The 12,313-nt window shown below is 69.2% G+C and carries 10 protein-coding genes; 6 read left to right on the top strand and 4 right to left on the bottom strand.

The window, feature by feature from the left end; translation table 11 throughout:
- Nucleotides 1-50 precede the first annotated feature (50 nt).
- Both EV137_RS28380 and EV137_RS28375 read left to right on the top strand, forming a co-directional pair.
- Nucleotides 51-1,307 carry a class I SAM-dependent methyltransferase gene (locus EV137_RS28380; RefSeq protein ID WP_238175605.1) on the top strand — a complete coding sequence of 419 codons (1,257 nt, stop codon included), beginning with the start codon at nt 51-53 and terminating at the stop codon, nt 1,305-1,307.
- Complete coding sequence (locus EV137_RS28375; RefSeq protein ID WP_134009004.1) at nt 1,304-2,425, top strand: SdiA-regulated/phytase-like domain-containing protein; 1,122 nt, start codon at nt 1,304-1,306, stop codon at nt 2,423-2,425. Before EV137_RS28380 ends, EV137_RS28375 begins: the two co-directional genes overlap by 4 nt.
- A gap of 264 nt (nt 2,426-2,689) precedes the next feature.
- Here the strand turns inward: EV137_RS28375 and serC are convergent, their stop codons facing one another.
- Together serC and EV137_RS28365 are read right to left on the bottom strand one after the other, a co-directional pair.
- Nucleotides 2,690-3,814, bottom strand: a complete 1,125-nt coding sequence (gene serC / locus EV137_RS28370) for a phosphoserine transaminase (protein WP_134009006.1) — start codon at nt 3,812-3,814, stop codon at nt 2,690-2,692.
- A gap of 166 nt (nt 3,815-3,980) precedes the next feature.
- On the bottom strand, nt 3,981-4,832 hold the full coding sequence (locus EV137_RS28365) for a phytanoyl-CoA dioxygenase family protein (protein WP_133782492.1): 852 nt from the start codon (nt 4,830-4,832) through the stop codon (nt 3,981-3,983).
- Between the two features lie 127 nt (nt 4,833-4,959).
- Here EV137_RS28365 and EV137_RS28360 point away from each other — a divergent pair, with 127 nt between their 5' ends.
- Nucleotides 4,960-5,688: an AraC family transcriptional regulator gene (locus tag EV137_RS28360; protein WP_134131433.1), complete on the top strand. Its 729-nt coding sequence runs from the start codon at nt 4,960-4,962 to the stop codon at nt 5,686-5,688.
- Here the strand turns inward: EV137_RS28360 and EV137_RS28355 are convergent.
- On the bottom strand, nt 5,685-6,797 hold the full coding sequence (locus tag EV137_RS28355; RefSeq protein ID WP_133782496.1) for a citrate synthase 2: 1,113 nt from the start codon (nt 6,795-6,797) through the stop codon (nt 5,685-5,687). The two genes, EV137_RS28360 and EV137_RS28355, sit on opposite strands and share 4 nt — an antisense overlap.
- Before the next feature lie 158 nt (nt 6,798-6,955).
- Between EV137_RS28355 and EV137_RS40785 the strand changes: the two genes are divergently transcribed.
- From EV137_RS40785 to pdxH, 3 genes are read left to right on the top strand one after another with little or no spacing between them, the layout of a single operon-like run.
- The gene (locus EV137_RS40785) at nt 6,956-7,573 is read left to right on the top strand and encodes a hypothetical protein (protein ID WP_166680036.1); all 618 of its coding nucleotides are present in this window, start codon (nt 6,956-6,958) and stop codon (nt 7,571-7,573) included.
- A gap of 31 nt (nt 7,574-7,604) precedes the next feature.
- On the top strand, nt 7,605-9,494 hold the full coding sequence (locus tag EV137_RS28345) for a hypothetical protein (protein ID WP_134131432.1): 1,890 nt from the start codon (nt 7,605-7,607) through the stop codon (nt 9,492-9,494).
- A 9-nt stretch (nt 9,495-9,503) separates the two neighbouring features.
- Nucleotides 9,504-10,148: a pyridoxamine 5'-phosphate oxidase gene (gene pdxH, locus EV137_RS28340; protein ID WP_238175604.1), complete on the top strand. Its 645-nt coding sequence runs from the start codon at nt 9,504-9,506 to the stop codon at nt 10,146-10,148.
- On the opposite strand, the gene EV137_RS28335 is transcribed toward pdxH, so the two are convergent.
- Nucleotides 10,094-12,271 (bottom strand): MMPL family transporter, encoded by a 2,178-nt coding sequence (locus EV137_RS28335; RefSeq protein WP_134131431.1) that lies wholly within the window; start codon nt 12,269-12,271, stop codon nt 10,094-10,096. The two genes, pdxH and EV137_RS28335, sit on opposite strands and share 55 nt — an antisense overlap.
- Between the last annotated feature and the right edge of the window lie 42 nt (nt 12,272-12,313).

Below are 12,313 nucleotides of genomic sequence, written 5' to 3'. Positions count from 1 at the left end.
TGGACGAGACCCTTTTGTGATCGACCCGACGGGTCGGGGACAATGGCGCGGTGCAGCCAGAGGTGCGGTCGGACGAGTCGGCGCTGCCGGAGGAGTCCGGAGCGCGGGCGGTGGTCCGTGCTGCCCTGCTCGATCAGAGTGGTTTGGTGCGCGGTCTGGCCTCGGGCCGGCGCCGCGGCCTGGAGCCGCCGTCGTACCTCCGGGTCGAGCTGCGGTACGTCGATCTGAAGGGTCAGCGGCACCTGCAGATCACCGAGTTCGACGAGCGCCAGGCGCATACGCGGAACGTGGCGGGCGCGGACCTGGAGAAGGCGGTCGACGAGCTTCTCGACCTGCCGTACGGGTCGTGGCACATCGAGACGACGAGCCAGACGCTGCGGCTGCGGTACACCAAGAAGGGCAAGGAGCTGCTGCACCGGCAGGAGGACCACCGGGAGCAGGAGACCGGTCACGACCGGGTGAAACGCCGGGTGCTCGATCCGGCGGCGCCGTTCCTGATCGAGCTCGGGATCAGCGACCACCAGGGCCGGGTGAAGCCGTCCCGGCAGGCGAAGTACAAGCAGATCGAGGAGTTCTGCAAGCTGCTCGCGCCGGCCCTCGACGACGCGGTTTCGGCCGGGCGGATCGCGGCCGGACGGCCGCTGCAGGTGGTCGACCTCGGCTGCGGGAACGCCTACCTCACGCTCGCGGCGTACCACCTGCTCACCGCGGCCGGTCACGACGTCCGGATGACCGGTATCGACCACAACCCGGCGGCGCGGAAGCGGAACACGCGGGTGGTCGAGGCGCTCGGCTGGCAGGAGCACCTGCGGTTCCTGGATGCGACCATCGAGGGCGCGGAGCTGGACGTCCGGCCGGACGTCGTCCTGGCGCTGCACGCCTGCGACACCGCGACCGACGACGCGCTCGCGCGAGCCGTCGGCTGGGAGGCGTCACTGGTTCTCGCGGCCCCATGTTGTCATCACGACATCCAAAAGCAGCTGAAGAGCGTCACACCACCGGCGCCTTATGCGCTGATGACGAGATATGGCATCGTTCGTGAGCGGTTCGCCGACGTCCTGACGGACTCCCTGCGGGCAGCGGTGCTCCGACAGGTCGGTTACCGGGTGGAGGTCGTGCAGTTCGTGGACAGTCAGCACACGCCGCGCAATCTGTTGCTCCGCGCGGCCCGGACCGGTGCCAAGCCGACCGCGGACCTGCAGGCCGAGTACCGGTCGATGGTCGCCGAATGGCAGGTGACGCCGCGGCTGGCCCAGCTGCTCCTCCCGCCGGCCGAGCAGAACCCGGCCGCCGAGGTGGTGTCGTGAGACAGGTCCGGACCGCGCTCGCTCTGCTGGGGGCGACGCTGTGCACGCTGGCGGGTGTGGCGCTGCCCGCGTCGACGGCCGCTGCGAGCTCAGCGGGTTCGGCGGGTTCGGATGCGGGGCCGACGACGCCGGCGCCGAAGAAGCTGTTCACGATCCGGGACGACCGGATCCAGGAGTCGTCCGGGCTGGCGAAGAGCGTCAAGCACCCCGGGACCTACTGGACCGTGAACGACTCCGGCGACACCGGGCGGGTGTTCGCGCTCGACGCCAACGGCAAGGTGGAAGCAGTCCTGCGGTTCGGTGCGAAGGTCACCGACGTCGAGGCGCTCGGGGTGGACCGGGACGGCACGATCTACGTCGCGGACATCGGCGACAACAAGGAGAACCGGGACCAGATCGAGATCTACACGATCCCGGAGCCGGAAACGCTCGAGGACCAGTCCAACGTCACGTATCACCGGTATGACTTCAAGTACCCGGACGGTGCGCACGACGCCGAGACTCTGCTGATCGAGCCGGGGACCAGCCAGCTCTATATCGTGACGAAGGCGCTCAAAGGTACCGGCGCGATCTACGCGGCGCCGCCCGCGCCGTCCCGCAAGGGCACCAATGACCTGACCAAGCTCGCGGCGGCGCCGTCCGGGGTGATCACCGACGGGACGTTCCTGCCGGACGGTCAACGGGTGGTGCTGCGCACGTATGCCGATGTGACGACCGTGGCCTGGGGTGAGACGCCCAACGCCATCGCCCGCGGCGCCGCTCCGCTCGGCCAGGGAGAGACCGTCGCCGTCGGTCCCACCGACGGGACCGTCCTGGTCGGCAGCGAGGGCGCGAACTCGGGCGTCTACCAGGTCCAGGTGCCGGCCAAGTCGGCCGCCTCCACGCCTCCCTCGGCCAGCGCCACCCCCAAGCCTGCAACCAGCGCCGACAGCAACAACTCCGACTCCGGCAAGAGCCACAACCTCCGCTGGATCATCGTCGGCGCCGCCCTCTTCGCCCTCATCATCACCGTCATCACCTTCCCCCCGGGCCGCCGCGAACGCCTGGACCGCCAGGCCGAGAACGCCCGCCTGACAGGCCAATCCCCACCCACCCCGCGCCGCCGCCAACACTCCTGACCCCAGCCGGTCCGGCCCGCATGTGCCGGATGGCTGGGCAGTGCCACCTGAGCGTGAAGGTGTGCCTGCGTACAGCCTCTCGCCGGTGCGGCGGCCTCATGCCAGCCCGCCTGCAGGTCACCAGTAGCGGGTTATGTCACCGCTGGCCTACTACTTCCCGCCATCGCACACATAACCCGCCAGCCTGCATGCCGCGTGCGGGGTGTGGTGGGGATAGGGACAGCCGCCGACCCGGGTGGGGTCGGCGGATGTTGGTGGTACGGGTTACTTGAGGTTCTCGACCACGTAGTCGATGGACTGGGTCAGTTTCTCGACGTCGTCGGGGTTCACCGCGGGGAACATGGCTACGCGGAGCTGGTTGCGGCCGAGTTTGCGGTAGGGCTCGGTGTCGACGATGCCGTTGGCGCGCAGGGTCTTGGCGACCGCGGTGGCGTCGATCGAGTCGTCGAGGTCGATGGTGCCGACGACGAGCGAGCGGGCGTCGGGGTCGGTGACGTACGGTGTGGCGTACTCGGACTTCTCGGCCCACGTGTACAGGCGGGTGCTGGAGTCCGTCGTACGGGCGACGCTCCACTCCAGGCCACCCTGGCTGTTGATCCAGTCGGTCTGCTCCGCCATCAGGAAGAGGGTGGCGAGGGACGGCGTGTTGTACGTCTGGTTCTTGCTGGAGTTGTCGACCGCCGTCGCCAGGTCCAGGAACGCCGGGATCCACCGGCCGGAGGCGGCGATCTCCTCGACCCGCGCTAGCGCGGCGGGGCTCATCAGCGCGATCCACAGGCCGCCGTCGGAGGCGAAACCCTTCTGCGGTGCGAAGTAGTAGACGTCGGCCTCGTTGAGGTCGACCGGCAGGCCGGCCGCGCCCGAGGTGGCGTCGATCGCGACCAGCGCGCCCTCGTCGGCGCCCTCGACCCGCTTGACCGGCGCCATCACGCCGGTGGAGGTCTCGTTGTGCGGCCACGCGTACAGGTCGACGCCGGCCTCCGCCACCGCGACCGGGCGGCTTCCGGGCTCGGCCTTCACGATCGACGGGTCGCCGAGGTGCGGTGCCAGCTGCGAGGCCTTCGCGAACTTCGAGGAGAACTCACCGAAGCTCAGGTGCTGGCTCTTCTCCCGGATCAGCCCGAACGTCGCGACGTCCCAGAACGCGGTCGAGCCGCCGTTGCCGAGCACCACCTGGTACCCGTCCGGCAGCTGGAAGAGCTCGGCGACGCCTTCCTGGACCCGCTTCACCAGGTTCTTCACCGGCGCCTGCCGGTGGGAGGTGCCGAGCAGCTTCGCGCCCTCGGTCGCCAGGGCGGCGACGGCTTCCGGACGGACCTTGGACGGCCCGGCCCCGAAGCGGCCGTCGGCGGGCTTGAGCTCTTCAGGAATCTTGATTTCGCTGGTCACCAGCGGTCCCCTTCGTCGTCTGCAGCAAGAAGGCCGACGACGCTGTCAGCGCGCTCCATCTTCGCACATCCCACCCGACCCACCACCCGGGGTCCACTTTGTGCACCGGATCCGTACGCCGAGCGTCCCGCCGTACGGATCCGGCGCCCGGAGACGCGCGAAGGGGCTATTCGTGCTTACGGGTGGTGCGTTCGGTGCCGGTGAGGAGGGCAACCGGGCCGTCGGGGGTTTCGGTCCACTCGCCGCAGGCGCCGCCGCCTTCGGCGACCTCGAGGGTGAGCTCGGTCCCGTCCATCCGCAGCGCCGGGTGGTAGTACTGCGCGACCCGCTCCGCCTCGCCCTGGATGTAGTGGCCGATGAGCGCCCGCCGGAAGCGGTCGGTCGTGATGTTCGGGTTGCTGCCGTGGACCAGTGCGCCGTGGAAGAACAACACGTCACCCGGCTCCATCTCCACGGGTACGGCCGCGCCCGTGGACGGGAGCGGGACCGTGACGTCGGTGAAGCTGACCGTGGTGTCGGCCTTCTCCGTGCACAGGATCGGCCAGCGGTGCGACCCGGGGACGACTTCGAGACACCCGTTCGCCTCGTCGACCCGGTCGAGCGCCATCCACGCCGCGACACAGGTCCCCGGATCGGCCTTCAGGTAGAAGTTGTCCTGATGCAGCGCCTGCCCGCGGGAGCCCGGCGGCTTGAAGTAGAGCATCGTCTGCACGGCGTACGGCGACCTGCCGAGCAGCGCCGTCATCACCTGATCGATGCGTGGGTCGATCATCCACTGCAGCGACACGTCGTCCCACCGGTGCATCTGCGCCATCCGCGGGTACCGCTTGAGCGGGTCCCGGTCGGTCGACGTGTGCCCCGCGAAGTCGTGCGCCTGTGGTCCACGGCGCCGTACGTCCATGTAGTGGTCCCGCAGCCGCTCGGCCTCGTCCGTTGAGAACAACCCCCGCACCAACGTGTACCCGGTGCGCTCGAACTCTTCCTGATGTACGTCGACAACGTTGGATGAAACGCTCATGCACGGCTCCCGCGAATCTGTCCTAGTCTTCCGTTGAACCTCATTTTCCTGCGGCTACACCGCACGGGACCACGGACGATTCACGCGAGGACTTGAACTTTTGTTGCACCGACTCCGGCTCGAGCGGATGTCCGCCCCGACCTTCTGGCGCTGCGAACCCAGCTGGTCCTGGACGTCGCGCCCGCTGCGGGACCACCTGCTCTGGTGCGTCGTCGACGGTCGGGGCGCCCTCGAACTCGACGGGAACCGCCAGGAACTACGCCCCGGCGTCTGCGCGGTCTTCCAACCCGGCGATGCCCCACGAGCCACTCACGACCCGCACCGAAGGCTTCTGGTCTTCGGCATGCACTTCGAGACCACCACGACCGCAGCACCTGATCCGCGCTGGGGTGAGGTGCTCGACCGCGAGCTGCTCGGCGTCCTCGCGCGGACCAGCGACGCGTCGTACCGCCGTGGTGACGCCCTCGGCCGGCATCAGGCCGAACTGTGCCTCGAGCAACTGGTCGCGCTGATCTGGGACGCCGTCCACCACCCGGGCCGCAGCGTCATCGACACCGCGGTCGACGACATCGCCAGGCAGCTCCGGCAGGACCCGGGCATGGACTGGACCGTCGCGGAGATGGCGCGCCGCGCGTCGCTCAGCAGGGCCCAGTTCACCCGCCGTTTCGTCGCGCAGTTCGGGATGTCACCCGCCCAGTACCTGATCCAGGCGCGGATCGACCGGGCGCACCAGCTGCTCACCGAGAGCGGCATGACCGTCACCGAAACGGCCGCCGCTCTCGGCTACACCGACGTCCCGTACTTCAGCCGCCAGTACAAACAACGAACCGGCCGGAACCCCAGCCAGGATCGCTAAGCCCAGTTGGGGTTCCAGCCCTCGATTGCGTCGGCGGGGCGAGATGCCGGGCCGGAGTAGATCGCCGACGGGCGGATCAGGCGGCCGGTGCGTTTCTGCTCCAGGACGTGGGCGCTCCAGCCGGCGGTCCGCGCGCAGGTGAACATCGACGTGAACATCGGCGGCGGCACCTCCGCGAAGTCCAGGACGATCGCCGCCCAGAACTCCACGTTCGTCTCCAGAACCCGGTCCGGACGCCGCTCCCGCAGCTCGGCCAGCGCGGCCTGCTCCAGCGCCTCGGCCACCTCGTACCGCGGGGCGGCGAGTTCACGCGCCGTACGGCGAAGCACCCTGGCGCGCGGGTCCTCGGCCCGGTAGACACGGTGCCCGAAGCCCATCAGCCGGTCGCCCGCGTCCAGCAGACCCTTCACGTACGAACGGGCGTCACCGCTGCGCTCGACGCCCTCGATCATCGTCAGCACCCGCGCCGGTGCCCCGCCGTGCAGCGGCCCGGACATCGCACCGACCGCGCCGGACAGCGCCGCGGCGACATCCGCCCCGGTCGATGCGATCACCCGCGCGGTGAACGTCGACGCGTTCATGCCGTGCTCGGCCGCGGACGTCCAGTACGCGTCGACCGCCCGCACGTGCTTCGGGTCCGGCTCGCCACGCCAGCGGATCATGAACCGCTCGGTGATCGTGGTCGCCTTGTCCACCTCGCGTTGCGGCACCATCGGCTGCCCGGTCCCGCGCGCCGCCTGCGCGACGTACGACAGCGCCATCACGGCCGCCCGGGACAGATCCTCACGTGCCTGCACGTCGTCGATGTCGTACAGCGGCCGCAGACCCCAGGCGGGTGCGAGCATCGCCAGCGCGGACTGTACGTCGACGCGCACGTCGCCGGTGTGCACGGGCAGCGGGAACGGCTCGGCGGGCGGCAGGCCCGGCGTGAACGCGCCGTCGACGAGCAGGCCCCAGACGTTCTCGAACGGCACCCGGCCGACCAGGTCCTCGATGTCCACGCCGCGGTACCGGAGCGCCGAACCTTCCTTGTCCGGCTCGGCGATCTGCGTATCGAACGCGACCACACCCTCCAGCCCGTGCTGCACCTCGGTCCTCGGATCAGACATGCGACTCCCTCGTCCTCGTGTCAGGACGCAGGCCCACCAGGAGAGCCCGCGCACCTGGGCGCTCAGGCAGCATAGTTGTCCGCACCGACGCGCGGGCAGTTTTGTGACCGGTTCGGAGGTTCCCGAGGGTGGACCGTACGGAGGTCTAGTCTCGGTTCATGACAAAGCCCCTCCCCGCCCTCGGGCTCGTGATCGGCGTCATCGCCACATACGTCGCGGTGGGTGCCTCGTCCTACGCGACCACCCGGTTGACGCGGCGCCTGCAGATGTTCCGCGACGACCCGGGCCAGACGCTGCCCTGGCTCGCACTGCTGGTCGTGATCGCGGTCGTGCTCGGCCTGCTGATGATGGCGCCGGCCATCGGCGCGGGTGTGACGACCGGGTCGGGGCTGCTGCTGACGGCGGTCGGTCTGGCCGCGATGCTGCTGCCGGTGCGGCAGACGATCGACCTGATGAAGCTCTTCGAGTTCCCGGGCTCGCGGTACGGCTCGTCGTACCTGCTGTTCGACGGGTCCGTCATCCTGTTCGGCATACCGCTGTTGCTGGTCGGCATCCGGCGCTGGACGCAGGAGTCGAAGCTCGCCAGGACTCCGATGCCCCCTGGGCTGGCGCAGGGCAGCAGCGGCTACCAGTCCACGTACCCGCAGACGCAGCAGTGGGGCGGCTACCCGGGCCAGCAGCCGTACCAGCCGCCGCAGCCATACCGTCAGCCGCAGGACCAGCCCCAGAGCCAGCCCCAGAACCAGCCACCGCAGTACCCGGGCCAGCAGCAATAACTTTCCCAGCGGAGCCTGCATCAGGCTCTGCATGGAAACGCTGATCGCCTACACGTTCGCGCGCGACAGCGCCGCGCGGGCCGCCGCCGGTCGTGCCCGCGTGGAGGCGTACTACGGCGATCTCTGGAAGCACGAGGCCAAGCACCAGGGGTACGACGGCCTCACGGTCGGACTGCACATGTGGGATCGCCATGACGGGACGTGTCTCTGGCCGTCCTGGCACGACAACGGTGAGATCCGCGTGGCCAGCGTGCACGCCCCGCTCGGCTATCAGCGCGTGATCGGCGACATCAAGCCGTGTGACGCCCCGGCGCAGTTGGCCAAGGCAGTACGGCGTACTCCGGCCGGCTTCCTCGAGTTGGCGCCACCGTTCACGATGGCGGTGCTGGACCCGAGTGAGGAACGCCTGGACCTGTTCACCGACTCGATCGGTGTCGGACGGCTGTTCCAGCTGCGACTGCCCGACGGGTGGATCTGGACCAACCGGCCTGCTGCTGCCTTGCTCTTCGCGGGCGTTCCCGCTGTGGCAGCGGCGCGTGGCTGGAGTTTCGCCGCGGCCTGCGGTTGGTTCATGGACGACAGCACGCCGTACGACGGTGTGCTGGCTGTTCCCGGTGCGACGCATATCGTTGCCGATGGCTACCGTCGGCAGCGGACCGTCAGCCGGATCGAGATGACCAGCGTGTGGTCGACAGACGATGCCGACACAGCAGAGGAGACCGCTGCCGCACTGCAGGACGTGGCGCGATCGGTCGGCAGCCTGTGGCCGGGACGGCCGACGGTCGACCTGAGTGGCGGCCGCGACTCACGTGTCGTCGCAGGTGCATTCCTGGCCGCGGGTGTCGATCTGAAGCTCAACAGCTACGACGCGGTCCCTGGTGAGCTGGAGGTCGCTGAGTCGCTCGTGCAGCTGTTGGAGCAGCCAGTCGAACACGTGGTGAGTCGGAAGACCCCAGGTAAACCGGTCGCTGCCAAACCGATCGCCAAGCCGCAGCCGCTGGAAATGGTCAATCGAGCGCTGCGCTGGCACCGGTACGCCGAGGGCTTGCGCCCGGCCAGCTATCTCTTCCACACGCCACCCGCAACGCTTGCGGGCGTTGCCCACTTAGCGATCGGTGGCGCCGGCGGCGAGGTGGCGCACGGCCACTTCTACCCACGCGACGTGCTGCAACTCGACGCACTCCCGCTGCCGAGCAAGCTGGATGCCTTCAGCAACCACCTCCAGACCCGTCTGGTCGCGGCAGCAGGACCCGCGGGCGCAGCGCGTGCGGCCGTTACCGAGCAGGTCGAGCGCGTGTTGCGGACCGCGGTGCACGGTGGCATCGAGAACGCGACGATGCTCGACTACTTCTACGTCGTCGAACGCCTCCGCCGCTGGGGTACGACGGGGGAGCGCGCCGGCGTCGTCTCGCCCCTCCTGATCCCCTCGTTCGTCCGGTCGGCGTTCGCGCTCGATCCCGCGCAACGCGTCGACAACGCACTGCACTGCGAGCTCGTCCGGCGGCTGGTGCCCGCGTGGGCCGACGTACCGTTCTTCAAACCCAGCCCGACGGTCAGCACGCGCAGGAGCCCGGCGAAGGTCCGTTGCCTCGCTGACGCCGCCGATCGCGACCTGATCGAGCAGCTCCTCAAGGACGTTGACGGCTTCGAGTCCCTCGACACGTTGTGGGCTGCCTCGGTGGCCGGCGCCAGCTCGGCTGCGGGTGAAGCCACGCTCCGTCAGGCGCTCTGGCGAGCCACGTTCGATCAGCACCTCGACGAGGTCAACCGCCACCTGCCGATCACCCCGGCCCCCAAAGCTCAACAGCAACCAGCCCCTGAGCCGTCAACCGCCATGAGACGCCGCAGTCCGGTTGTCCGCAGGATCGGGCGCACCAAGTTGTGGCGGGCCTATCGACGGAGCAGGTTCGGACGTAAGTAGGCTCGAAGCGTGGACCTTGCGGAGATGCGGCGTACGTACGGACTCGGTGAGTTGCTGGAGAGCCAGGTCGCTCCCGACCCGGTCGTGCAGTTCCAGACCTGGCTGGAGCAGGCCAGGGAAGTCGGCCTGGCCGAGCCCAACGCGATGGTGCTCGCGACCGCTGACCAGGCCGGACGCCCGTCGGCGCGGACCGTGCTGCTGAAGCGTGTGGACGAGCGCGGGTTCGTCTTCTACACCAACCAGCAGTCCCGCAAGGCCGACGACCTGGCTGCCAACCCGCACTGCGCCCTCGTGTTCCCCTGGCACGCGATGGAGCGGCAGGTCCGTGTCGAAGGCACCGTCACCAAGCTGCCCGGCGACGAGGTCGACGAGTACTTCGCAAGCCGCCCGCGCGAGTCACAGCTCGGTGCCTGGGCGTCCCAGCAGAGCCAGCCGGTGGCCTCCCGTGAGGAGCTCGACCTGCAGTACGAGTCGTACGAGCGGCAGTGGCCGGAGGGCACCGAGATCTCCACGCCGTACTTCTGGGGCGGTTACCTGGTGGCCCCGGAGGCGTTCGAGTTCTGGCAGGGCCGCACCGGCCGTCTGCACGACCGCCTGGCCTACCGCCGGACCAGCTCCGGCGGCGACTGGGAGCTGTCGCGGCTCCAGCCCTGAGGCTCTTCCCGGAAACCGTGCGACTTCCACCAGCGCGCCAGCGGCGCCGGCGCCCACCAGTTCGCGCGTCCGAGTAGCCGCATCGTGGCCGGCACGAGCAACGCCCGCACGATCGTCGCGTCCAGCGCGATCGCGATCACCAGCCCGACACCGATCATCTTCACGAACACGATGCCCGACGTGGAGAACGCCGCGACCACGATGATCAGCAGCAGTGCCGCGCTGGTGATGATGCCGCCGGTCCGCTGCAGCCCGAGCGCGACCGCCTGGGTGTTGTCGCCGGTCTTGTCGTACTCCTCCCGGATCCGGCTGAGCAGGAACACCTCGTAGTCCATCGACAGCCCGAACAGGACGGCGAACAGCAGCACCGGGTTGGTCGCGTCCAGGAACCCGGCCGGCGTGAAGTCCAGGAACCCGGACAGATGCCCGTCCTGGAAGATCCACACCATCGCGCCGAACGCCGCGGACAGCGACAGCACGTTCATGACCAATGCCTTCAGAGGCAGCACGAACGAGCCGAAGGCAACGAACAGCAGCAGGAACGTCACCACCACGATGAATCCGGCCATGTACGGCGCCCGCTCCTTCAGCACGTCGAGCAGGTCGATCACCGCCGCCGTCTCACCACCGACCTGTACGTCGGTCCCCGACGGCGCCGGCACCGCCCGCACCCCGTGCACGACATCCCGCGCCGGCAACTCCTGCCCGGTGAAGCGAGTGTGCACGACAACCGACGCGACGCCATGCTCGTACCCGCCGATCCGCACGTCCTCGACGTCCCGCACCTGCTTCAACTCAGCGATGTACGGCGCCAACGCCGCAGATGGATCACTCGGGGCGGAGTCGAACCGCACCGCCGCGTAGATGTCCGACCCGCCGGCTCCCGGGAAGTCGCGCTGCAGCGTTTCGGTCACCGTCCGCGAGGTGGCACCGGACGGCAACGACCGGTGGTCGACGCCGCCGAGTTGGGCGCCCAGGAAGGGAATTCCGAGCACGAGCAGCACCGGGACGAGCACGACGACGTACCGCACCGGGCGTCGCATCACGCTGTGCGCCAGCCGGTACCAGGCGCCGTGATCGCTGGAAGCCTTGCGGGGCTTGAAGATGCGCAGGTTGTTCACCCGGTGTCCGAGCACCGCGAGCAACGCGGGCAACGCGGTCAGGGCCGCGATCATCGCGATCGCCACCGCGGCCGCACCGCCGTACGCCATCGACTTCAGGAACATCACCGGGAACAGGACCAGGCTGCTGATCGCCACGCCGACCGTCACGCCGGAGAACGCCACCGTCCGCCCGGCCGTGGCCATGGTCGCAGTCAGCGCCGTCTCCACATCGTTGCCGCGAGCAAGCTCCTCGCGGAACCGGGTGACGATGAACAGCGCGTAGTCGATGGCCAGTCCGAGGCCGATCATCGTGACGATGTTGATCGAGAAGATCGACACGTCGGTGACCGCCGACAGGCCGCGGAGCAGCACGAACGCGCCGAGGATCGCGAGCGCACCGACGAACAGCGGCAGCGACGCGGCGACCAGGCCGCCGAACACGACCACCAGCAGCACCAGCACGATCGGCGTCGAGATCGTCTCGGCCTTCACGATGTCGTGCTCGGTCTGGGTGTTCACCTCGTCGAAGACCGCGACCTCGCCGCCGACCTTCGTGTCCAGACCCGCCGGTCCCGAGCGGACCTGCGAGGCGATCTTGTGGAACGTCTCCAGCCGGTCCTCCGGCGTCGCCCCGGCCAGCGTGAGGACGGCGTACGTGCTGTGCTGGTCCTTGGACACGAACACCGGGGACTTGGTGCTCCAGTACGTCGAGACCGCGGTCACGTCGGCGGTCGGCAACTCGGCCAGATCGCTCTCGACGGACTGCCGGAAGGCCGGATCGGCCACGGTCGACGACGGGTCGCGGTAGAGCACGATCACGTCGGTGCCGGTGCGGCCGACGTTCTCCTCGATGGTCTTGACGGCGTTCGCGGCTTCGGTGTCCGGCGCGTCGAAGCCGCCGTTGGCCAGCGAGCCGAACACGCCGGTGCCCCAGACGAGGCCGAGGGCGACGAAGACACCGGTCAGGGCGAGCACCAGACGGCGCCGCCGGTAGGCGAAACGGCCGAGCGTCTCGAACACGAAACTGTCTCCCAGGGCGTAGATTGAGCGGCAGGAGCATGA

This window comes from Kribbella pratensis (genome assembly GCF_004366075.1).
GTDB lineage: Bacteria > Actinomycetota > Actinomycetes > Propionibacteriales > Kribbellaceae > Kribbella > Kribbella pratensis.
Note: the sequence above shows the minus strand (reverse complement) of the source record. Positions and strands in the feature narration are given on the sequence as shown.